The sequence below is a fragment of the Pleurocapsa sp. PCC 7319 genome (assembly GCF_000332195.1).
In the GTDB taxonomy this organism is placed as follows: Bacteria; Cyanobacteriota; Cyanobacteriia; order Cyanobacteriales; family Xenococcaceae; genus Waterburya.
This window is the reverse complement of the sequence record NZ_KB235922.1, coordinates 351877-375237: the sequence shown is the minus strand read 5'-3', so window position 1 is coordinate 375237 and position 23361 is coordinate 351877. Positions and strand designations below refer to the sequence as shown.

23 protein-coding genes are annotated in these 23361 nt (G+C 39.0%); 7 read left to right on the top strand and 16 right to left on the bottom strand.

The window, feature by feature from the left end:
• Positions 1-19: 19 nt before the first annotated feature.
• The 3 genes from PLEUR7319_RS0105885 to PLEUR7319_RS0105875 all read right to left on the bottom strand — a co-directional run bounded on the left by PLEUR7319_RS0105885 (position 20) and on the right by PLEUR7319_RS0105875 (position 3808).
• Entirely contained in the window at positions 20-481 is a 462-nt protein-coding gene (locus PLEUR7319_RS0105885) for a cupredoxin domain-containing protein (RefSeq protein WP_019504276.1), read from the bottom strand.
• A gap of 192 nt (positions 482-673) precedes the next feature.
• Positions 674-1879 (bottom strand): argininosuccinate synthase, encoded by a 1206-nt coding sequence (locus tag PLEUR7319_RS0105880; RefSeq protein ID WP_019504275.1) that lies wholly within the window; start codon positions 1877-1879, stop codon positions 674-676.
• A gap of 651 nt (positions 1880-2530) precedes the next feature.
• A complete protein-coding gene (locus PLEUR7319_RS0105875) occupies positions 2531-3808 on the bottom strand; it encodes an aspartate aminotransferase family protein (protein ID WP_019504274.1) in 1278 nt (425 codons plus the stop codon).
• Between the two features lie 148 nt (positions 3809-3956).
• Between PLEUR7319_RS0105875 and PLEUR7319_RS0105870 the strand changes: the two genes are divergently transcribed.
• Positions 3957-5030: a TrkA family potassium uptake protein gene (locus tag PLEUR7319_RS0105870; protein ID WP_019504273.1), complete on the top strand. Its 1074-nt coding sequence runs from the start codon at positions 3957-3959 to the stop codon at positions 5028-5030.
• A 20-nt stretch (positions 5031-5050) separates the two neighbouring features.
• A complete protein-coding gene (locus tag PLEUR7319_RS0105865; RefSeq protein WP_019504272.1) occupies positions 5051-5725 on the top strand; it encodes a response regulator transcription factor in 675 nt (224 codons plus the stop codon).
• A gap of 113 nt (positions 5726-5838) precedes the next feature.
• On the opposite strand, the gene PLEUR7319_RS41570 is transcribed toward PLEUR7319_RS0105865, so the two are convergent.
• The 7 genes from PLEUR7319_RS41570 to csaB all read right to left on the bottom strand — a co-directional run bounded on the left by PLEUR7319_RS41570 (position 5839) and on the right by csaB (position 11807).
• Positions 5839-6015 carry a hypothetical protein gene (locus tag PLEUR7319_RS41570; RefSeq protein ID WP_019504271.1) on the bottom strand — a complete coding sequence of 59 codons (177 nt, stop codon included), beginning with the start codon at positions 6013-6015 and terminating at the stop codon, positions 5839-5841.
• A gap of 100 nt (positions 6016-6115) precedes the next feature.
• Positions 6116-6403 (bottom strand): RNA-binding protein, encoded by a 288-nt coding sequence (locus tag PLEUR7319_RS0105855; RefSeq protein WP_019504270.1) that lies wholly within the window; start codon positions 6401-6403, stop codon positions 6116-6118.
• 197 nt (positions 6404-6600) lie between these two features.
• A complete protein-coding gene (locus PLEUR7319_RS0105850) occupies positions 6601-7143 on the bottom strand; it encodes a methylmalonic aciduria and homocystinuria type D protein (protein ID WP_019504269.1) in 543 nt (180 codons plus the stop codon).
• A gap of 20 nt (positions 7144-7163) precedes the next feature.
• Complete coding sequence (locus PLEUR7319_RS0105845) at positions 7164-8225, bottom strand: anthranilate phosphoribosyltransferase family protein (RefSeq protein WP_019504268.1); 1062 nt, start codon at positions 8223-8225, stop codon at positions 7164-7166.
• A gap of 71 nt (positions 8226-8296) precedes the next feature.
• Positions 8297-9265: a LysR family transcriptional regulator gene (locus PLEUR7319_RS0105840; protein ID WP_019504267.1), complete on the bottom strand. Its 969-nt coding sequence runs from the start codon at positions 9263-9265 to the stop codon at positions 8297-8299.
• A gap of 262 nt (positions 9266-9527) precedes the next feature.
• Entirely contained in the window at positions 9528-10529 is a 1002-nt protein-coding gene (locus tag PLEUR7319_RS0105835) for a hypothetical protein (protein WP_019504266.1), read from the bottom strand.
• Positions 10530-10751: 222 nt separating this feature from the next.
• A complete protein-coding gene (csaB, locus tag PLEUR7319_RS0105830; protein ID WP_036798735.1) occupies positions 10752-11807 on the bottom strand; it encodes a polysaccharide pyruvyl transferase CsaB in 1056 nt (351 codons plus the stop codon).
• Between the two features lie 171 nt (positions 11808-11978).
• On the opposite strand from csaB, the gene PLEUR7319_RS0105825 reads away from it, so the two are divergent.
• Complete coding sequence (locus PLEUR7319_RS0105825; protein ID WP_019504264.1) at positions 11979-13694, top strand: dynamin family protein; 1716 nt, start codon at positions 11979-11981, stop codon at positions 13692-13694.
• 6 nt (positions 13695-13700) lie between these two features.
• On the opposite strand, the gene PLEUR7319_RS0105820 is transcribed toward PLEUR7319_RS0105825, so the two are convergent.
• The 3 genes from PLEUR7319_RS0105820 to PLEUR7319_RS0105810 form a co-directional block, all read right to left on the bottom strand.
• Complete coding sequence (locus PLEUR7319_RS0105820; protein WP_019504263.1) at positions 13701-14051, bottom strand: c-type cytochrome; 351 nt, start codon at positions 14049-14051, stop codon at positions 13701-13703.
• A 207-nt stretch (positions 14052-14258) separates the two neighbouring features.
• Positions 14259-14960: a ribose-5-phosphate isomerase RpiA gene (rpiA, locus tag PLEUR7319_RS0105815; RefSeq protein WP_019504262.1), complete on the bottom strand. Its 702-nt coding sequence runs from the start codon at positions 14958-14960 to the stop codon at positions 14259-14261.
• A gap of 206 nt (positions 14961-15166) precedes the next feature.
• Positions 15167-15604, bottom strand: coding sequence for an RNA-binding protein (locus PLEUR7319_RS0105810; RefSeq protein WP_019504261.1), 438 nt, complete (start codon positions 15602-15604; stop codon positions 15167-15169).
• A 602-nt stretch (positions 15605-16206) separates the two neighbouring features.
• Between PLEUR7319_RS0105810 and PLEUR7319_RS0105805 the strand changes: the two genes are divergently transcribed.
• Positions 16207-16401, top strand: coding sequence for an NblA/ycf18 family protein (locus tag PLEUR7319_RS0105805; protein ID WP_019504260.1), 195 nt, complete (start codon positions 16207-16209; stop codon positions 16399-16401).
• Between the two features lie 168 nt (positions 16402-16569).
• Positions 16570-17448 (top strand): universal stress protein, encoded by an 879-nt coding sequence (locus tag PLEUR7319_RS0105800; protein ID WP_019504259.1) that lies wholly within the window; start codon positions 16570-16572, stop codon positions 17446-17448.
• 14 nt (positions 17449-17462) lie between these two features.
• Here the strand turns inward: PLEUR7319_RS0105800 and PLEUR7319_RS0105795 are convergent, their stop codons facing one another.
• Positions 17463-18944, bottom strand: a complete 1482-nt coding sequence (locus PLEUR7319_RS0105795; protein WP_019504258.1) for a DEAD/DEAH box helicase family protein — start codon at positions 18942-18944, stop codon at positions 17463-17465.
• Between the two features lie 374 nt (positions 18945-19318).
• Between PLEUR7319_RS0105795 and galE the strand changes: the two genes are divergently transcribed.
• Both galE and PLEUR7319_RS0105785 read left to right on the top strand, forming a co-directional pair.
• The gene (gene galE, locus PLEUR7319_RS0105790; RefSeq protein ID WP_019504257.1) at positions 19319-20311 is read left to right on the top strand and encodes a UDP-glucose 4-epimerase GalE; all 993 of its coding nucleotides are present in this window, start codon (positions 19319-19321) and stop codon (positions 20309-20311) included.
• A 125-nt stretch (positions 20312-20436) separates the two neighbouring features.
• On the top strand, positions 20437-20685 hold the full coding sequence (locus tag PLEUR7319_RS0105785) for a LapA family protein (protein ID WP_019504256.1): 249 nt from the start codon (positions 20437-20439) through the stop codon (positions 20683-20685).
• Positions 20686-20879: 194 nt separating this feature from the next.
• On the opposite strand, the gene PLEUR7319_RS0105780 is transcribed toward PLEUR7319_RS0105785, so the two are convergent.
• Positions 20880-21164, bottom strand: a complete 285-nt coding sequence (locus PLEUR7319_RS0105780; protein WP_019504255.1) for an RNA-binding protein — start codon at positions 21162-21164, stop codon at positions 20880-20882.
• A gap of 293 nt (positions 21165-21457) precedes the next feature.
• The gene (locus tag PLEUR7319_RS0105775) at positions 21458-23236 is read right to left on the bottom strand and encodes an ABC transporter substrate-binding protein (RefSeq protein WP_019504254.1); all 1779 of its coding nucleotides are present in this window, start codon (positions 23234-23236) and stop codon (positions 21458-21460) included.
• Positions 23237-23361: the final 125 nt, after the last annotated feature.

The following is a 23361-nucleotide window of genomic DNA, read 5'->3' as shown; positions in this document are numbered from 1 at the left end:
AAGAACGCTGTAAATCTGCTTAATCTGCCACAGTAATTTTGCCAATCATACCTGCTGTGGCATGACCTTTGATTGAGCAGTGCAGTTCGTATTGTCCAGGTTTCATAGGAGTTAAAACCCATTCTGCTGTTGCTCCTGGTTTTAATTCTAATTCGTGAATTGCACCTTTAACTTCCACTTTTCCCGCTTGTACTTTTCTCGTCCAACTGACATCAGCAAAATCTTTAGCAGTAAAGTAATGCTTGACTGGGCTGGGATTATCCAGGAGGATTTTGTATTGTTTTCCTGCTTGGAACTCAAGCTCACTGGGAAAGAATTTTAATTCACCAGCATTATTTCCCAAACTAACTTGGGTTTCAATATTGCTTTGACTTGCTAAGGCTTTTGGCATTCCCAATAGACTTAAACAAAGTAAACTAAGAATTAGCAGCAGCCAAAACTGTCGTATAAATCTCTTGAAAGCTGAATCGAATGAGTTCATCATGGTTCGACCTCAAAAAAACGCTTCAACCCTAATCATAATCTTGCTCGATCACCCTGAGATATAATTTTTATTGCTTCGATATGTTTTAATGCAGACAGATTTTTTGTTGGGGCGAACAGCCGTTCGCCCTCAGGAAATATTTGTGTGTCTTAAATATTTTCCACGCTGTCTTCCCTTATCTTAATCTCATTAAAGTCCTCTGGTTTTTTGTGACCAAACCCTGGTGGGTAAACCCCAAATATAAATGAAGCCTTCAGCGGCTTTATGGTCAAACTCGTCTTCTGCACCGTAGGTAGCCAGATCGGGAGTATAAATTGAATTGTCTGACTGACGACCAACAATTACAGCATTGCCTTTGAAAAGTTTAATCCGCACTTCCCCAGTAACTCTGGACTGAGTCTTTTGGATAAAGCCATCTAAGGCTTCTTTTAGAGGGCTGTACCACAAGCCCCGGTAAATTAATTCACCGTAAGTTTGTTCGATACCGCGTTTGTATTGAGTGATATCTGCCGTGAGAGTTAAGCTTTCTAAATCACGATGAGCATGAATTAAAACTAGCAAGGCTGGCGCTTCGTAAATTTCCCGCGATTTAATGCCCACAACGCGGTTTTCTAGCATATCAATACGTCCAATGCCATGTTTACCAGCAAGGTCATTTAATTGAGAGATTAAAGCGACTGGAGCCAGTTTTTCATCATTGAGGCTCACGGGGATACCCTCTTCAAAACCAATGGTGATATATTCTGGTTGATCGGGAGTATCAGCGATCGCTTTAGTCATGACAAAAATCTCTTCAGGAGGCTCAGTCATTGGATCTTCCAAGGGACCAGCTTCGATACTGCGACCAAGTAAATTGCGGTCAATACTAAATGGAGAAGATTTTTTCACGGGAAATTCTAAGCCAAACTTCTCACCGTAAGAAATTGCTTCTTCTCGGCTCATACCCCACTCCCGAGCAGGAGCTAATACTTTTAAATTAGGGTTTAATGCCATAATGCCCACATCAAAGCGCACTTGGTCGTTACCTTTACCCGTACAACCATGAGCAACTGCATCTGCACCGTATTTTTCGGCAGCTTCCACTAATAATTTGGCAATTAAAGGGCGTGCTAAGGCTGTGGACAAGGGATAACGATCTTCATATAAAGTATTGGCTTGGATTGCAGGAAAAGCATAATCTCGCACGAAACTTTCAGTCGCATCTTCAACTAAAGATTCAACGGCACCACATTTTAATGCCTTTTGCTGAATTGGTCCTAATTCATCTCCCTGTCCCAAATCTGCAGCAAGGGTGATTACTTCTTTGACTCCCCATTCCTCCTTTAAATAAGGAATACAGACGGTGGTATCTACTCCACCAGAATAAGCTAAGACTACTTTTTCAGCGCGTCCCATAATTTATTTATCCCTAAGTACAATTAATCTACAACTAATCGGGTATTGTATCTGAAAGTCAATATTCAAGAATAAAAAGCTGATCAATAATGGGGACAAAATGAGAGGCTCACCTTTGGGGTTCTGTCCGTGTTTCGATCCCAAAAGCAAGCCTCTGATAAGTTCACTCCTCACACAATTAGTATTTTTGCCTATTTGCTGAGAAAACACCATTAAAGGTGTAACAGTTTAATGATTGTCACCTCGTTTAACAAAGCTATTAGCTATTAGCTGAACGGGTCTAAGTCCCCTCTTCTGTCTCTAAGAGACGAAGAGTCTTCAATCACAAAGGCGTGTAGTTCGCCCTTCGGGTTCGGCACTACATGCGGACAAGTCCTTTGTTACGAAAGTTGCTCATGGGGGAAACCCCCGCCCTTATGCGAAGCGGTATCCTTTAGGGCGACAGTTCCTTCAAGCGGGGGAACCCCGCCAACGGACTGTCTCGCAAGACCGCACTTTCGCGCTTTGCTCAAGCCTGGGAACCAGTCCAACGCAAGTGCTTCACCGCATGCAGTAGTTTAAATCTACTTTTGATTGAGCTAAAAGCTAAAAGCTAACGGCTAATAGCTAATAGCTAATAGCTAACCGCTTCGCGGTTTAACTTTAAATTAATCAATTTTTCGCTATTTTACTAATGGTAGCTTCCAGTATTTTAGTAGCCTCATCTACTTCAGCTTCAGAGACTATTAAAGGTGGAACGAAGCGAAGAACCTTTGGTCCTGCTGGGGCGAGTAATAACCCCTCTTCCATTGCCGCTTTAACTAGATCAATTGAGGTTAAATCTATATCAGGACTTAATTCAATACCGTTAATTAAACCCCAGCCTCGAACTTCGCTAAATAAAGAAGGATATTGTTTGGCGATCGCTCTTAATCGAACTCTTAGTTGTTCTCCTCTAGTTTGAACATTGTGTAAAATATTTTCCTGCTCTAAAGTTTGTAAGACTGCTAATGCTGCTGCACAAGCAAAAGGATTACCACCGAAAGTACTAGCATGGTTGCCTGGCTCAAATGCTGCACAAGAGTCTTTGCAAAGCATTGCTCCAATAGGGATGCCTCCTGCTAAACCTTTGGCACTTGTCAAGATATCTGGTTCAACACCAAGGTTCTCGTAACCCCAGAGTTTGCCACTTCTGCCGATCCCCACCTGTACTTCGTCAAACACCAGCAGGATCTGATTTTCGTCGCAAATTTTACGCAGTCTCAAAAAATATTCTAAATCTCCTGGACGTACTCCTCCCTCTCCTTGGAGTGGTTCAATCATGATCCCTACCACTCGGCGTAAAGTCCCCTCATCCAGATCGGCGATCGCATTTTCTACGGTAGTAATATCGTTATAGGGAACATAGGCAAATCCCTCAGGCAGAGGAGCAAAACCTTGTTGATATTTTTCTTGCCCTGTGGCGGTAATAGTCGCCAAGGTTCGCCCGTGAAAACTAGCTTTGGCAGTAAGAATTATCGGTTGCTCTACCTTGTCGAGGTGAGTATAAGCATATTTTCTAACTAGTTTAATTGCTGCTTCATTGGCTTCCGCGCCAGAATTACAGAAAAACACTTTATCAGCGCAGGAATGATTTACTAGCCACTCTGCTAGCTCTCCCTGTTCAGGAATGTAATAGAGGTTGGAAACGTGGTGTAATTTTTTAATTTGTTCCGTTACAGCAGCAATTAGAGCAGGATGTGCATGACCCAGAGTACAAGTAGCAATCCCGGCAACAAAATCAAGATATTCTTTTCCGTTTGTATCCCAAAGACGACAGCCCTCTCCCCGGTCGATGGCAATGGGAAAACGACCATAGGTTTGCATCACACTCCCATCAAAGCGATCGCGATCAAATTCCGGTGTCTTCGAGGTAGTTAAAGAATCATCTAATAAAGGGGATTGAATCACAAGCTACTCCTGGATAAAGTTTAGGTTTATTTTTGGCGAAAAATACCTTTAAAATGGCAGTTGTTATTTGATATTACTGGGATTACTTTGTTTAGACCAGACTTAAATTTTAGGCAAAACTGTTATCAAAATCAGCAGCCAATTTTACATGTATAATTATACCTTTGAGGAAAAATATGGTCGTTTAAGGAAAGAGTTAGTACGAGGTGGTGTCGTATTAGCTGGTATTGTCCTAATTGGTACTCTCTGGTATTGGCAGGTAGAGAAGTGGTCTTTTTCAGAATCAGCATATATGACTGTGATTACCTTGTCCACAGTCGGGTTTTCCGAGGTGCGTCCGCTGGAAGAAAGAGGTCGGCTATTTACTGTTGCCTTGATTTTGATGGGCTTATTGACCATTGGTTATATTGTCAATCGTTTTACAGAAGCCTTAATTCAGGGGTATTTTCAAGAAGGAATCAAACTAAGACAGGAGAGAAGTTTGATTGAATCTTTAGAACAACATTACATCGTATGTGGTTTTGGGCGAACTGGTCGTCATGTTGCCCGAGAGTTTTTTGCTGAAGGTATTCCCTTCATTATTATTGATGATAATCTCGAAGAAGTAGAAGAAATTAAGCAGCTGGGTTACACAGTAATTTTAGGTGATGCTACTCTCGATGAATCTTTAGTACGAGCCAAAATTGATCGGGCTATCTGTTTGGTAACGGCATTACCTTCAGATGCCCAAAATCTCTATACAGTATTATCGGCCAAGACCCTTAATCCCCGGATTAGGGCGATCGCCCGTGCCAGCAACGAAGAAGCAGTACAAAAACTACAGCGAGCGGGGGCAGATGCGGTAGTCTCTCCCTATATTACAGGAGGTAAAAGATTAGCGGCGGCGGCGTTAAGACCTCAGGTGATGGACTTTGTAGATGGTATCATTACAGGATCTAATCGTTCTTACTATCTCGAAGAATTTTTGATTGATACTCAAGCTTGTCCCTTTGTGGGCAAGAGTCTTCGGGAAGCTAAACTGCGATCACAGTCGGGAGCCTTGGTATTGGCGATTCGTCGTTTTGACGGCAACTTAATTGCCGGTCCCACTGGAGACACTCTAATTTTGGATCGAGACGCTTTAATATGTATGGGAACAGCCGAACAATTGCGAGATTTAAACAAGATTCTGGGTCCAATTAATTCGACAAAGTCACTCAGACCTCCCAAAAATAAACTTTGAGTTTGAAAAAATATGGAGTTATGAAATCACATATTTTAGTGGTAGAAGATGAAGCCAAGCTGGCTCAGTTTATCAAGATGGAATTGGAGTTTGAAAATTATGAAGTAACAGTTGCTCCTGACGGTTTTGCTGGTTTATCTACCGCTAGAGAAATTCAGCCCGATCTGATTCTGTTGGATTGGATGTTACCAGGAATATCCGGACCAGAAATATGTCGTCGTCTCCGTCAAACGGGGGATCAAGTACCAATTATTTTACTAACCGCCAAAGATGAGGTCGGCGATCGCGTTGCTGGTTTAGATGCTGGTGCTGATGATTATGTGATTAAGCCCTTTAGTATCGAAGAATTACTCGCCAGGATTAGAGCTAATTTACGTCGAGAGCAGGTTGAAGATACAGAACTACTGCAATTTACTGATTTGACTCTCAATCGCTCTACTCGTGAAGTGTTTAGAGGGAAACGTTCCATTGAATTGACCGCCAAAGAATTTGATTTATTGGACTATTTAATGGCTCATCCTCGTCAAGTTTTAACTCGCGACCAAATTTTAGAGCGGGTTTGGGGTTACGACTTTATGGGAGATTCCAACATCATTGAAGTTTATATTCGCTATCTTCGTCTCAAGCTAGAAGACCAAAAGGAACAACGCTTAATTCAAACTGTACGTGGAGTGGGATATGTGCTTAGAGAGTAATCAATAACTATTAGCTTTTAGCCGTTAGCTTCTAGCTTCAATAAAAAAACAGCTCTAGGATGAAGCGATATTACTGCATCATCAGAGCTGTTGTACTAAATAAGGTATTAATTTTAGTTGGCAGAAGTAGACTCAGAAGATGTATTTTCCTCTGTTGTCTCCTGTTTTTTATCATTACTATAGTTTTTTCTGCCACGATTTCCGTAACGACTAGTTTGCTTACGGAATTTACGAGCATTAATTTTATTTCGAGCTGCTTTTTCTTTTTTTGCGTTACGACGTTTAGCCATTTATATAGAATTCCTCATTACACAATAAAACGCTTCTGAGAGATATTACTAGAATAGTCTAGTTACTCTCTAGAAGCGCAATTCGATTTAACCCTGGAGTTTAAAAGCGGTCGTTACGACGACCACCTCCAAAGGAATTTCTGTTTTCACGGGGTCGTGCTTTGTTAACTTTTAACTCACGACCCATCCATTCAGCTCCATCCAGAGTCTCAATGGCTTTATCTTCTTCCGCTTCTGTTTCCATTTCCACAAAGCCGAAACCACGTTTGCGCCCTGTTTCGCGGTCAGTAGGAAGATGAACTCGCTTGACATTTCCGTATTCTGAAAATACCTCGTTTAAATCCTCTTGGTTAACCTCATAGTTAAGGTTACCGACGTAAATTGACATAAATTGAATGTCTCCTCAATGCATTTAGATGTAGAGAGCTAAAATTTCGGAAAAAAGCCAATCAATACTTTATGGAAAAACCTATCAATACTGAATACAAACTGGATTGCCGATCTTTATCTCAATATGAATCCTAACACTTTCTGTTAGAAAAAAAAGTATAATGGGCATTAAAATGGCAATTTATATATTTAAACTTAATAATCTCTGGACTTTGTAATCCACTTCTGTGACGCGGCGACCTGTTCCAGACAAAATTGAGTTCGTTTTTGGTCAGCAACTGTAGCCATCGTGGAAGGATAAACCTTATTCCCCCATAGGGGATGAGTTAGTAGAGAACAATTCTGATAACTGACTACAGGATAATCTAGCAGAGCTTGAACTACGGCATTATCATTTAAGGTTAGCTTTCCCTGGGGAGCTAAAAGAGCCTGACCTGTGCGAGGATCGAAAAGATCGCTCTTGTATCCTTGGGCTCGTAAACCAAATATTACAGTACATCCAAAACGAATAAACTCTGCTCTTAAGTTATCTTTCTCCTGAGCAACTTCAAAATTAGATTCCTTAAGGGAAATTGAAGACTGTTGCAAAACTACAATAAGATGAGCAACGGATTGATTCCAGTCTGGTAGTAGCTGTTGCTGATGATTGAAAACAAATTGATGGGGAGGAGCTATACATACTTGAACTTCTCTACCTGTTGGGGTTTGAAAAATTTTAAGATAAAATGGCGATCGCATTAATTCAAGTAGGAATAATTCTAGATAGATAAGGTACTGCTGTGACTGAGGGTTTGTAGTTGAGATAATTTATCCGCGACTATACCTTTAGCTAACATTTCTTCTGCCTTGCCAAAGCCAGTCTCTAAAGTAGGAGTGATTCCAAAACGCCAGAGATAAAAACCACCATTTAAAATGGCACTGGGAAAGAGTTGACTATTGTTACCTTGAATTACTTCTTGAATTAAAGCGATCGCCTGAGCTTTTGATTCTAAAGTGATATCAGACCCATTTAAACTATAGTCAGCAGGGTTGAGTAGAAGACGTTCAAAACTCTCCCCTGAATTACTCATAGCAATAATTCCTGTCCGATTACGGGAAAGATCGCAACTACCTTCTAAACCTTTGACTAGAGTAAAGTTTTTAGTTCCTCTAATTTTGAATGTTGACCGAAACCGTTCTTCAGTTGGAGGATGGACAAATCCCGCAACTAGGTGAACTTCTCCCTCTACGGGACACCAGACTAACTCCGCAGTAGCAAAGGGAGGGCGTTTACCAATTTGTTCTCGCAAAGGCACAAAATTGTGGGCTGAGTCAAAATGCTGGGGAAGATAGATGAAACTAATCTGGGTTTGATTATATATATCCTGGGCTTGAGCTAAATTAAATCCTGAAAAGTCTACTCCTAACTGTTGCCAAATATCGATTAGGGGAATGCCGTATTTCGTTGGCATACAGCCGCCACCATGCATCACTACAGGTACGTCTACCGCAGCTAAAATCAATGCCGTAATCACTGTTACTGGTACAGTTCGAGATCGCCCATCATAAGGATTACCTAAAACTACTGGTTGATGGTCATGATGGGGATTGATTTTGAGTTTTAATCCTAGTTGATCGTATGCATCAAGTATTCCCGCCAATTCTTCTGGAGTCGGCCGTTTAATGCGATGAGCGATCATAAACGCACCAATTTGAGCAGGGGTTGCTTCTTGCAATAACATCATTCTGGATGCCATTGCTGCCTCGTCACGGGATAGGTTTTTACTAGTGTGAGTCCCGCTACCGACTCTTTTTAATAGTTCTCGAAACTCATCGCTCATAATTGGGGAAGATAGGCGAGATTAAATTTTACAATTACGACATATTTTTGCTCTAGATCATACAGAATACTCTATTGACCAATTAATTGTGTAGTTAATAAATCTGAAGATGTCGCCATATTTTTGACCAATTTATAGAAATGGGCGATAGGGGGAATCATCAAGCGATCGCTGGTGGTCACCATTACAACCTGACGAGTTAAAACATTGTCTAATTCTCCTTGTTTGATCGTGTTTATTTCTATTTCAGAGTGGGAAATGGGACGGATCGCCAAAGTAGGATCGTTGTAGGAGTCAATCAAAGCTTTATGGGGCAACAGAGCAATCATTTCTCCTTGCCGAATTACTCCGCGAAAAGCATCAAGAGTATTTAACTCCATAGCAGTCTTAATCTGGACATTTTGATTTCTAAACCATTCCTGCACCAACCTTTGCATCCCGTAACCATCCTTAAATACTATTTGCGGATATTTAACTAACTCTAAAGGTGGAATTTTCTCTAGATGACTAAGAGGATGATTAGCTGCCATCAATACATCAACTTGTTCTTCATAGAGTACTGTCAGCTCTATTTCGGCTGAGGCAGTCAAAAAACGATTATTCATCACGATCGCCACATCAATTAAACCATCTCGTAAAACTTTTAACGCGCGATCGCTGCCTAAGGCGGTAACTCTTAATTGAACTTCAGGATAATCTAGACAAAACTGTTGTAGAATTGGCGGCAAATAATGAGCACAGACCGAGTGAATCGCTGCAATACAAAGCTCCGGTTGCTTTCCTGCAATTAAGTCAGCACATTCTTTGCTGGCTTTATTCCATTCCAGACAAATTCTCTGAGCACGAGGCAGTAGCTTTTCGCCACCCAAGGTTAGCTTAGCTTGGGTGCTACGATGAAATAGTGGTAAGCCTAAGTCTTGTTCTAAAGACTGTATTTGGCGACTAATTGTTGACTGAGTAACTCCACATTTTTTAGCTGCTTGTCCAAAATTCCCCGTCTCTGTGATTGCTATAAACGCTTGCAGTTGCTCAATTCGCATACTATCTTTAAATTCAGAAAGCTCCAAGATTTTGGTCGCTTGTCATCTGTTGAAGATAGCTGATTTATGTAGACAATTTTGGTATAAACTGCAACATAAATTATTTTTATAATAAAATATCTCTTTGGAAAAACTATGATACAAAGAAATAACTATAGGGGCGAATAGCAAATCGCCCCTATCATATCTATCATGATTAACAACTAAACTAAACTAAACTAAACTTGATTTTGGCAACAAGTATATTTAACTATGTAATTTACTAGCCTTGACGTGGAAATGTGGGTAAATCAATAGCAGCTAAAGACTGAGGTTTTTTGCTACTGCTAGATTTGCTACCAGTCTTAGTTCTGTCTTTTTCTTTAGTAGTTGATGCCGACCAGGAAGAAATTTCTGCGGTAGTTTTTACAGTTTCTGTGGCTTTGGCAACAACACGAGTAATTTTGTTTGATTGAGGTTTAGTTTGAGGTAGGGAAATTTTGGTTTCCGAAGTAGAAGTCGACCAAGGCTTGATTGAACGGCTACTGATGGAATTTCGATAACTGTTAGTTACTTTTTCTATTTTAGGTGAGGTTGCTTTTTCTCGATAATGTTGCAATTCTGCCTTATACTGCATCGCGTAACGTTGTTGTTGGCTGAGTCGAGTTTGCAATTCTTTGGTTTCTCTTTCTTTGGCAACTAATTCATGAGCTTTACTGTCGTAATTTTCTTGCAGTAAGGCGCATTCTCTTTCTAGTTGAGCAGTTTGTTTTTGAGATAATTCTAGTTGTTGAGATATATTACTAATTGCTGTTTCTTGGGTCTGTACTTGTTGCTGAGAATTAGCAATTTGTTGATTAAGCAAGGCAATTTTTTCTTGAGAGTTTCTAATTTCCTCTGCTTGTTGAGCTACTAGCAAATCACTATTTTGTGATTTCTCGACGTGCTTGTTAAATCGATTATCAATTTCCGCCAGCTCTTGTTCGAGACGAAATACTTTTTTAAGTAGTTTACGATTATATTCACGTAGTTTATGGGCTACTTTTTGCCAGTTCATATTGTGAACTGAAGTATCATTATCATCCAGATTTTGCTCAGTTTCGGTTGATAATTGAGAAGATTTACGGAAATTATCAGATGTTAAATAGGAATTTTCTTGATTAGTTTTAGCAGCTATATCTTTTACTTCATCTTGATGTTTAACATCATTTTTATCAGTTGTGGGAGAAAAATTAAAACTAGATTGGGAATCTACAGAATTAGCATTGTTGTTGGCTTCACTCATAATTATTTTTCTGGGCTGATCAGAATATTGCGTCAACAAAATCCAAAGCTTTTAAGTAATTTCCCTTACAAGGAAATATCTAACCTACGGGCTATTAAAGCATTATTATTTGCTAATTATAAGATAAGTATAAAGATAAATCGAAATGGAAATTATATTTTTATACTTAGCTTTAGATTTGGCTAGATATAGCTTATACCTTGCTTGGAAAAATGCCAAGGTTTATGAACTTTTAATCATTATTTTGCTTAATAGTTGTTGATGATCTAATGCTTGCTCAATTAAAGACTTAATTTGACTCTGAGCTAAAACTTTTCCGTGATTGTAATGATCTTGCCACGCAAAGCTAATCTCTCGGAAGTCTTGAGGGATATTTGCTAACTCATATCCAGGTAAATCTAATTCAGTCATCAATTGAGTAACTTTCGGATCGTAACTAAGGGCAAAACAGCTACAGCCCTCTGCTGCTGCCATAATTAGGCTGTGAAGACGCATGCCGATCGCCATTTTTACTGCTTTAAATACTCCTTTAAGCTGTTTAGGATCTGGGAAGGTCATAATAGTATGATGCTGTTGTAATTGTGCCGCAATTTCTTTGGCGATCGCCATATCCTGAGCAGGTTGAAAGGGAATCAACAAAATAAAGCTATTAGTATGTGCTTGAAAGTCTTGAAGAGCTTGGATTAATGTTGTCAGGCGATCGCTGGTAAGCAGAGGATGCGATCGCAAAATAACCGCCACTTTAGGACTAGGTAAATCTTCTAACTCAGGAACCGTATCACTTTGTAAAGCCCACACAGGATCGGGAGCAATCAGGGGTTCAATCTGCCAGGTATTTAACAGTGCTGCTGACGCAAGATCTCTAACACTAATAGCATTGCAATTTAATAATACTTGTTGAGTTAGCCAACGAGTAAAAGTCTTATTTAAAGGACCGATACCCTGCGCCCAGGCGATAGTTTTTAAACCTTGTTGCTGAGCCAAAGCCATTAAACCAGCATAATAAATGGGACTAGCAATACTAGTAGAGTCTTGCATCAGACTTCCCCCTCCCCAAATGAACACCTCAGATTGTTTTAAAGCTTTGAGAATGGCAAAGGTTGATTTGCGATGACAACTAACAACTCCATACTGTTTTTGGGTAGTTTGGGGGTCTCCAGATAAGACAATCGGTTCAACCGATTCTGGCAGCATTTGTAACAGTGATACCAGTAAAGCTTCGTCTCCAACATTACCCATGCCATAATAACCGCACAATACTGCTCTGGTATGGCTCATTATTTTTTAACTGATGTTACTGTTTTAGGTATAGCTAATTTTAAAGTATCGATTTGAAAATAGTTAATGTTTCTACTTTAAACCTTAAGTTATTTTGATCAGAATAGGTATAAATTCCTGGTTATTTATTAATTACTTATTACTTTTTCCTAGCTTATCGGAGTACTAATTATGGATAATTCTATTGTTGATCGAGCATTAGTTCAATATCAATCAGATTTAAATAACCTCTTAAATCAATTACAAAGTTTTGCCGTTGAAATTAATAATCAGCAATTACAAGTAACTATTAGTAATTTACGCAACAATATCAATGAGCCATTTTTGTTTGTGGTGGTAGGAGAAGTTAAAGCAGGTAAAAGTAGTTTTGTTAATGCTTTGCTCCAGGCAGATATTTGTAAAACTGCTGCCGACCCCTGTACTGATGTCATTCAACAAATTGTCTATGGTGAAGAGAAATTTGAGCAACCGATCAATCAATATTTACGCAAAATCGGTTTGCCCAACGAGATCTTAAAAACTTTATCAATTGTGGATACCCCTGGAACCAATACCATAGTTGATAATCATCAAGAAATCACAAAAGAATTTATTCCCAATAGTGACCTCATCTTTTTTGTCTTCTTTGCCAAAAATCCCTATACTCGTAGTGCTTGGGAATTGTTAGATTATGTCAATACTGAATGGCGTAAAAAAGTAGTCTTTATTCTCCAACAGTCAGATCTTACTAAACCCGAAGAATTAGCCAAAAATAAAGAGAAGCTAGCAGAATTAGCTCAACAAAAGGGTCTCCAATCTCCCGTAATCTTCGCTACTTCTGTGGAGTTAGAAGTAAATGGGGAACCTGAGCATAGTGGCTTTACAGACGTTAGAAACTATATTCAGCAGACTTTAAAAGATGGTGGTACTAAAAAATTAAAGCTTCAAGGGGTAGCTAAAACTAGCGAACAAATTGTAGTTTTAATTAAAAAAGACTTACTTTCGCTCCAGAAGCAGTTAGCTAAAGATCAAGAAATAGTAAGTAAAATTAAAGCTAAATTACAACAAAACAAGCGACAATCTAGCTTTGAACTAGAATCCCTGATTAATCGACTACTGAGTAAGTACGATAAAATCACTGCTAGGGTAAAACAGGATTTTCGCCAAGAATTATCTATATTTACCCTAATTAAGGGTTCGTTTGCAGTTTTATTTCGCACGAAAAAGTCAGCCCCCTCCTGGATGGATGAATTAAAGCAAAGTTGCGAAGCTGAGTTAAAAGATTCTCTAGGAGAAATATCTCAGGATGGTATTAAGCATTTTGTTGGCGGTATTAGAGGACTATTACAGAGCCTAGTCGATGATTTACAGGGGATAAAAGTCAATCAAATTAGTAATAGTATTATTACCGTAAACACTATCGAAAGTCGTCAAGAAATTGTTGAGGATGTTCAGCAAAAAGTATCTAGTTTACTTGACGATAAATCTTTTATGCATTCGATTGAGTCAGTAAATGCCAGTGTCGCCCCCAGATTTCTTGGTGGTGGTGCTGCTACCGTTGCGGGGACAGCGATCGCTGCTTTAACGGAGATTGTATTATTAGATATTATTGGAACAGCTTTTGCTGGAGTAGGTATTATATTTGCTGGAGGCACATTAATTCTGAAAAAGCGCAAGATTATTAATCAGTTTGAAACGAAACTAGATCAAGAAAAAGCTCGTTTTGAAAGTGAACTATCTGATAAGTTGAATTCTAAACTAGACATTATCTACGAAGAAATAGAGCGCAATTTTGTGAATATCTATGATTACGTCGAAGGAGAAGAAAGGAAAGTATTACCCTTACTGGCAAGTTTTCAGAAAATTGAACAAGATGCCCAAGAAATTCTAGGCAAGGTGAGCATCTAGTTAAAGTTATTTCCACTTCTCTTCAGCTCTTTGAAGCACATAGGCAGAAACGTCTGCTATTTCTTCGTCGCTGAGTTTATCGCCATATGCCGACATATTATTTTTGCCATTTTTGACCAGTAGAGCGATCGCCTCTTCCGTGTCTACTTTGTTTTTATGTAAAGCTCTTAACTTGAGGTTTTTACCTCGACGAACAATATTACCGCCCTTAGCGTGGCATCCAGCACAATTAGCTTTAAATACCGCTGCGCCGCGATCGAGATTTATGGCTGTTTCAGCGAGAGCATCAGAATTAATATTAATGGTGCTGAAAAAAATAACCAAGGTGAGAGCAACTATAGTAATTATTTTTTGCATAGTAATAGCTTTCTTAAATTAATCTTTACCCTAAAAAGCTGTCAGCTCTCAGCTATTAGCTATCAGCATCCTTTAAACTTAGGCAAAATAATTGATTTGTATGGACTAATAAGGTTAGATACTATAGGTTTAATTAATTGCAGTATCTTACTCGTACCGCAGTTAGTTAAAGCTAAGAGCTGAAAGCTGATGGCTGATAGCCTTTATTCAAAACTCGCTAATCTCGGGTTTTCCGTCGACAATTTTTCCAACTAAGACAATATCAGCTACACCAACAAATAAACCATTTTCTAAGACCCCTGGGAAATTATTGATCGTTTTTTCCATTTCAGCAGGATTTTTAATGTGCTCAAATTTTACGTCAATTACTAAATTTCCTTGGTCTGTGACCACGGGACCAGCTTTTTTAACTCCCATTCGTAGTTTGGGAGTTCCACCTAGTTGTTTTAAACTCCGCATTACTGGAGCGACTGCCATGGGAATCACTTCTACTGGCAACAGAAAAGTTGAGCCTAATTTGTCAACTAACTTGCCACCATCTACCACCACGACAAATTCTTTAGCTAGAGAGTCTACTACTTTTTCTCGTGTGTGGGCTGCACCACCGCCTTTAATTAAGTTTTTTTGTGGATCGACTTCATCCGCACCATCGATCGCAATATCAATATGGTCAATCACATCGAGAGTAGCAAGAGGTATCTTATATTCTTTTGCCAATACTTCTGCTTGAAAAGAAGTAGGAACTCCCACTACATTCTTAATTTCGCCTTTAGCTAGGCGATCGCCAATATACTCAATGGCATAAGCAGCAGTTGAACCCGATCCTAGTCCGACAATAGAGTCTGATTTGACACGGGCAGCGGCAGCCTTACCCACTTCTTGCTTCATGGTTTTGACAGGATCAGTCATTAATTTAATCTCCGTATATCGTCTTACATTGAATCTAGAATTTAATCTGGGACTTATTTTCTCAGATCTTGCCAAAAAAACCTAAAAAACTACGGTGTCCAATCACCCTAAGATTCACTTTTAGGTATTGTCACCGTTGCTAGATTTGCTGACAGCTAGAACAGTATTAACTGCCAAGAACAAACCGAATCGTTTGTAACTAATGATTAATTGTTCGCAGAAGCCAGCATTTCTTTGAGTTTTGCTAACTCATCTGCCCAACGAGGATCGGGTTGAATACTACCCTGTTGTTTTTGACCGCTACTCCCTTGCTTCTTATTACGTTTGTTGTTGCCACCTTTACGTTTAGGAGCGTCTCCTCCTTCAGCAGATGACCCACCTTCATCTCCTTTAGAACGAGGTAAAGCCTTCTCAATTTTAAGAGGATTGTCCATAAAGGATTGACCGTTGTATTTCTCAATGAATTGATCAGCAACTTCATCAGTGGGAACAGTAACAAAAGCAAAACCGCGACATTTTCCTGTTTTACGGTCTTTAATTACTTTAGTGGATATCTGTTGCCCCTCTTCAGTAAACATTTTTGCCAAGGCTTCACGATCAATTTCTTCTTTAGGTAAGTTACCAACGTATAGACGAATAGACATAAAACTATATCTCCCAAGCTAGATTAATTCCAAAATAGTGTGCAGAGCGAACGCTTTTCTGATGGCAACTACGCCACAATAAAACAAATTATCCAAAAGCTTTTTTCTAGATGGATCTTCTGGTAAACCACTTTTTTTCTTTATACAACTATCGACCACGCCAAAACACAACCCTACCAAAACTTTACCAGTTGAGTGAGAATAGGTTTGCCTCTTGAAATGTCTAAGTTATTCAATCTGACCTTAATCTTAAAAATTATTGCCACAGTAGTTTTGCCAAACATCTGTTAACGAAAAATGCCAATCAACTAAATTTAAAAAATTTTGACTTTATTTTAAATTCTGCACTATTCCTAATTATTACAGAATGTTTACACTATTTACCAATTTATTCTATTTATTTATTATTTTTTTGATTCACAATTGCCTTAGACTATGGGAGTGAATGCAGGGGAATAGTTTGAGCGAAGCATGAGCCGAAACTATTAGCTATTATTAGGAGAATAACTAGAGGCAAGATTGTCAAGTGATCGTAACATTGAGTTACATTGATCGCAATAACAGTTATTATTTCGTTAATCTAAAGCTAGGAGTGTGTATTTATGTCCCATTCAACAGAGCTTTCCCTGGAACAGCAGTTCAATATTCGCTCTTTCGAAACTCAAGTTAAAAGTATGAGCCATGAGCAGGCTCAGGAATTTCTGGTCAAACTATATGAACAGATGTTGCTCAGAGACAATATGTATAAGGACTTTATTCGTCATCAATGGGGTATAGATACCCCTCCCAGAATATAAGTTCGCTGAAATTCGTTCATTTGACCTCCTTCTCTTGCGGGTTTCCCATGAAAAAAGCTGGGGATGTTGGGGTTTTTGTTCAGATAAAAGCTAAGAAATTCAATATTATAGCGACTATCAAACCTTTTTTTTGCTAGTGTAAAAGAACAGATATGACCTGATGCTTGTATGTTCCAAAGCTGCTTAATTTGCACAGATTTCACTGATGGTTTAAACCGCTTCATCGATTGTGTTCCCGACCTAGCTCAATCTGGTTTAAACAAAATTATCTTCTTTCATAGTGTTCCTCTATGGGAAGAGGGTGAAGTACCCAGAATTGATCAAGAGAGAGTAGAACAAGCAGAGCAACGTCTCCAGAAAGCTTTAGAACAAGCTCCATCTGAAGTAGATGTTCGAGTAGAAGTTCTTTCAGGGAAGCCTCTAGATACAATTCCCAGAGTCTTAAAAAAGTATCCCGTAGATGTGATCATGACCGGGACTCCGATTAAAAGCTTACTTCAGGAGAAGTTTTTTGGTAGCACCAGTACTGGACTGGCAAAAATTACTAGTCAACCCCTCAATATTATTCGTCCTGAACTAATTACCACCTATACTCGTGAAGAATTGGCTCTTCGCTGTCAACATCTTTGGCGTTATTTACTAATTCCCTACAACGATAGTAAAACTGCTCAGTATTTGATTGAAGAAATAAAGAAATACGCCCAGGATCGTCCCGATAATTCTCTTAAGCAATGTATGTTAATGTCGGTGGTAGATGACTGTGGCAGGAAGTCAATGTTAGCTGAGGAGCGAGTTAAAGAGGCTGAAGAAAAGCTGAAATCAGTTAAGGTAGAATTAGAAGCTCTTAATATTGAAGTCAACACTTTAGTTAAAACAGGTAATCCTTTGCAAGAAATAGCCACCGCAGCTTTAGATTTCGATATTAGTGCGATCGCTATTGCCACAGATTATCGCAATAGTCTACTACAGTGGACAGTTCGTAGCTTTGCCAATGATTTAATGCGTACCAGCTGGTTTCCTGTTTTGTTGTTTTCTCCTAAAAAGTAGTTTAGCTAATTCCATTATTCTTCGTCTTTATTCCATTGTGTAGATTCTTCCGCTGCTTTAAATTGTCTTTTTTTGATTTTAGGTTTGGGAGTTGTGATCAGTTTTAGCTGTCTAGGTTGATTGGAGTCAGAATTACCTCGACGACGTTCAGAAGTTCTTTCTTCGCTAGTGTTTTCGGTAACAATTTCGTAAAGAATGGCTTGTTTATTGCTCGTATTGCCTTTTCTCAATACTCTGCCTAGTCTTTGAATGTATTCCCTAGTCGAACCGGTGCCTGAGAGGATTATGGCAATTCGGGCATCAGGGACATCCACTCCTTCATTAAGCACATGAGAAGCTACTAGGGTTTTGTATTCTCCAGCTTTAAATTTAGTTAGGATATCATGACGTTCTTTCACTGCGGTTTGATAGGTAATAGCTGGAATGAGAAACTGTTGAGAAATACGATAAACAGTGGCATTGTCGTTGGTAAAAATTAGAATACGTTCCGCTTGATGTTTGCTGATTAAATCAATTAAGATTCGTAACTTAGCATCTGTACCCAAAGCGATCTCTTTGGCTTCTCTATGGGCTAACATAGCTTTTCTACCTTGAGGCGATCGCGCGCTAGATTGCACAAATAGCTGCCAGCCTTGAAGACTACCTAGAGAGATATTCGATTGACGGAGGAACTTATTCCGAATAGCGATCGCCTCATCGTATTTTGTTTGTTCTTGTGCTGATAATTTAACCCGCATTTGCACGATTTTATGATCGGCAAGGGCAGCCCCTGATAATTCTTCAGGAGTTTTACGATAGATAATTTTCCCAATTAGGGTATCTAAATGTCTATGGGTACCATCACTACGTTCAGGGGTAGCCGTTAACCCCAAACGATAAGGAGCGATCGCATATTCGGCAATCACTTTAAAAAAGTCTGTGGGCAAATGATGGCACTCATCAAAGATTTGGAGAGCATAACGATTTCCCAGAGTTTCAGCATGAATCGCAGCACTGTTGTAAGTAGCAATCAAAATAGGAGTGCGATCGCGAGAACCACCACCTAATAAACCCACTTCAGCACTGGGAAAAGCTGCTTCAATTTGAGCATACCACTGGTGCATTAAATCCAAAGTCGGTACCACAATTAAAGTCGTGCGAGGAGTAGCCTCCATAGCTAGCTGTGCTAGATAAGTCTTGCCTGCTGCGGTAGGTAAGACCACCACTCCCTGTCTACCTGATTGTTTCCAGGCTTGAAGAGCCTCTGCTTGGTGGACGTATGGCTCTAATTGGGATGTAGACTTAAGTTCGAGGTTATAAAATTCTCTTGCTTCATCGATAATGTCTTTGTCGTCTGCTTTGAGAGCTTCCACCAGAGGACGATAATAAATAGCCGGAATCCGAAACTTTTCCACGCGATCGTCCCAAGTAGCATAGTCTAACCAAGCCTTACCCTTTGGTGGTGGATGTAAGAGTAGTGTTCCGCGATCAAATTTTAATTTTGGCGATCGTGGCATATCTGAATCAAAGATGAATAGTTTAACCAGAAAAAGAAAATTAAAGATTAAACAAAGTGCAAATTTGTATTAATCAAATTACTTGACAATTACTTAAATTGAACAAGAGTTTCAATAATATTGAAGATACCAACTATCGAACTTTAATTTCAAATTTAGAAATTATAGGTCTGTCCTCAAAAATAGGTAGTACATTAGAACAACTAAGTTAAATTAGCTCTACTACTTACTGCAAAAAGTTATTAAAAAGCTACTAAAGATGAATTTACTGCCAAAATAATTCAAATAATATTTTTGGAGAAATTAATCGCTAAGATTTAATTTTTACTTATAATTAATTTGAGTCCCTCGAATAAGTAAAAATTACTAGACCCATGGCAAAGATTTTAGTGACTGGCGGTGCTGGTTACATTGGTTCTCATACAGTTAAAAAGCTAGGAGAGGCAGGTTATGAGATTGTTACCTACGATAACCTGTCTACAGGTTCAGCTGAAGCAATATTGTATGGAAAATTGGTCACAGGAGAACTTAACGATACCGAACACTTAGCACAGATTTTTGCTCAACATCAATTTGATGCAGTGTTGCATTTTGCAGCTAGTATTTCTGTTCCTGAATCCTTAGAAAAGCCTTTAGCTTATTACTACAACAATACCTGCAACGTAGTTAATTTATTAAATTGTTGTCAGGAATTTGGCGTTAACCAGTTTGTTTTTTCTAGTACTGCTGCCGTATACGGGGAAATTAAAGAATCTCCTGTCCCAGAGTCATCTCCAACCTTGCCGATTAATCCCTACGGTCAATCAAAATTAATGAGCGAGAAGATTATTCGAGATTATGCTCAAGCTTCAGATCTGAAGTATGTTATATTGCGTTATTTTAATGTGGCTGGAGCAGATAGTTCGGGAAAAATTGGTCAAATGGGCAAAAAAGCAGCTCATTTAATCAAGGTAGGGTGTGATGCAGCTTTAGGTATACGACCCTCAGCCAGTATTTTTGGGACAGACTACCCTACCCCCGACGGTACGGGAATTCGCGACTATATTCACGTAGAAGACTTGGCCTCTGCTCACGTCGATGCTTTAGCTTATCTTGAGCAGAAAGAAACGAGCCAAATTCTCAATTGTGGCTATGGTACTGGTTACAGTGTAAGAGAAGTTTTATCTAAAATCAGAGAAATTTCTGGGGTAAACTTTCAGATTAATGAAACTCCTCGTCGACCAGGAGATCCTGCCTGTGTGGTAGCCTCAGGAGATAAAGTTCGCGAACTTCTTGGGTGGCACCCTCAGCATAATTCTTTGGATGAGATTGTTAGTTCTGCCCTAGCTTGGGAGAAGAAAAAATTAAGCCAACCATATTTGGTTTAATTTTTTATTTCCTTCAGTGGTCTTAATAGCTGAAACCGTCGTAATTACAGTACAATTAAGAAGATTCTAAATCCACTTCTGCACAAAAGATGTCCTAAAATTTGTTGGCACAAGAGGAAGAAACTATGTTTTTAATAGCATCGAGGCTTATAACTCTTCTAGCAGTCTCTTATCTATTTGGTTTGCTGGTAGCTTGGCTGTTTTCGTTGTTTAATGCTTCTGAAGGTGGTGATGATTTTAATCGTGATGATCCCGATACTCCCAGCCCTCCCAATCCTGAAAAAATCCCCAATCAAAAAATAGCAAAGAAACGGTTGGTGGAAATTGATGAGTCTTATTATCTTGAGGAATTTGATTTAAGCAACAAGGAGTAAGTTTATATTCTTATAAATGATCCCCTAAAGAGATCGCGCGACACAATAATGCGGGAAGCTAATCCCTCTACTTATTTATCAACATCAGATTATTTTTTGTTTAAACAACAAAAAAAAACGCCTCTAGAAAAAAGATATAGAACTAATCTACTTGATTCCTAGAAGCATTGATTTTTTAATTTAACTAGAGAAACTTAGAAGCGGTTGTTTCGACGACCACCACTATTTCTATTATCTTCACGAGGTCTAGCTTTATTAACTTTTAGATCTCGATCCATCCATTTGGCTCCATCTAGAGCTTCAATAGCTTTATCTTCGTTAGCTTCAGATTCCATTTCCACAAAAGCAAACCCCCGTGGACGACCTGTTTCGCGATCGCTGGGAATATGAACCCGTTTAACGGTTCCATACTCGGCAAAGACTTCATTTAAGTCTTCTTGATTGACTTCGTACGATAAATTGCCTACGTAAATTGACATACTTTGGTTGTCTTCTCAATGAGTGTTGTGTTTAGAGAGACAGAATTATTGTCCAAGAAATAGCTCAATACTTTACGGAAAAAACCTTAGATACTGGATACAAACTCAATCATTAATCTGTTGATTCTCAGCCTGAATCATAACACTTTTATTGAGATGAGAATACAATCTTTCAATTTATCATTGGCGATCGCCCGAAGGGAGGTGGCTTCGCCAATCACTTTTTTCTGAAGTTTTCTACCTAGCGAAGAAAGCCAGAATTTTAGTCCTAAACCTCAATACGTATCTTTTACTTATTCAATAATCTTTAACTCCTCAAGATTCCAAAAAGCACCGCCCAGGGCAGAATATTCAACTCCTTCTATCTTGTTACGCACTGCCCCTAGGGCTTTGGGATTTACTAAGTAGATAAAAGGTACATTATCTGACACCAACTGTTGAATTTCCGCATAGATGGCTTTGCGCTTGTCTTCGTCTAGTTCTCTGGCACCTTTAATAAATAATCGATCTATTTTTTCTTCCCAGTCAGAGATTGTTCTTCCTTCTATGGGGTTTTGTCCTGGTGCAGGTTTTTGATTAAACATATGCAAGTTGCCATCAGTAAACCAAACGTTTGCTCCATTATTTGGTTCATTCCCCCCTGTTAATCCTAGGAGAATACATTCCCAGTCTAAAGAGCCGCTTGTTTTACCAATCAGAACATTGAAATTGATCGTTCTAAAATTAACATCCATCCCAATTGCTTCTAAATCTTCTTCGACTTGATTACCCATCGTTTCTCGAATTTTGTTACCAGCATTGGTATTTAATGTAAAGCTAACCCGATTACCTTCGGAATCTAGCAATTGATTTTTTTGATTGTATTTAAACCCTGCTTCTTTTAATAACTGTTTGGCTTTTTCAGGATTATAATCATAGCCTTGCAAACTAGCATCAGCAAAAGGAGACTGAACTGAAATAAAAGAGTGTTGGGGTTGTCCTAAACCACGATAAATATTTTTTACCATTCTGGGACGGTTAATGGCATAAGCTACAGCTTGTCGAAATTTTACATTATTAAACCAACGAGATTTTCTGGGAGCAACTAAGGGTTTACCATTTCTCTTACCTGTATTTAAGTTAAAGACTATGTAATTGGTGCCATAATCAGGACCGCCGTTGTAAATTTCAAAATTTCCTTTATCCTGCTCTTTTTTTAATAGGGAAAAATATTCAGGAGAAACACTAATGGAATCTAAACTACCCGAGCGAAACTGTAGTAGTGATGTATCGGTAGACTCAACAATTTCCCAGACTACCCGCTCAATATAGGGTATATCTTTGCTAACTACTTCTTTTTTCCAGTAATAGGGATTCTCTTCAAATACTAATCGTTGATTAGTAGCGTAACTCTTTAGTTTGTAGGCACTACTGGCAACGATTTCTTCTGGAGAAGTATCTACTGTCCAGGTGGATAAGAATTTTAATTTGCCATCTCGATCTTTTTGTTCAATAGTTTTTCGCAAAATATGAGCAGGCAAAATTGTTGCTCCTGTAATACCCAGAAATGGTGCAAAAGGTTCAGAAAGAGCAAACTCAACCTGTAAATCATTAAGTTTACGAACTTGGGGTAAGGATTTACTTTCGCCAATTTTGAGTATATCTCTCATCCCCGAGGGAATATTGGGATTGAGATAGAGTTGATTGTAAGTAAAGACAACATCCTCTGCCGTTAAGGGATGACCGTCAGACCACTTGAGATTTGGTCTTAGAGTATGAATGATTTTCAAATTATCCTCGGAAATTGACCACGATTCGGCTAAAGCAGGTTCAATTTCTCCTGTAAGGGGATTTTCAGTAATTAAACCATCAAAAATCATCCTTCCTACACTACTGCTAGTAGCATCCGCGGCTATCACTGGGTTAAAGGTCTTGGGATCGCTCAGAATTGCCTGAACTAATTGGGGTGGTTGATTGGGGTTGGCAGTGAGAGCTGCTGGATTACAGGCTGATAGCGGAATTAACAAGATCACAACCAAAACACAAGTCAGCCATTTTGTTACCAGAATTCGGAGAGAGTTTAGTAAACCCAAAACTAATTATTTCCCTTACTCAGTTCTACGCCACATTATACTTTTTCAAAATTGTAAAGTAATTTCGAATTAGTGATTTGGTGTTTTATATTTTTAGATAGTGTTACTTTTGAGCGAGAAAGGAC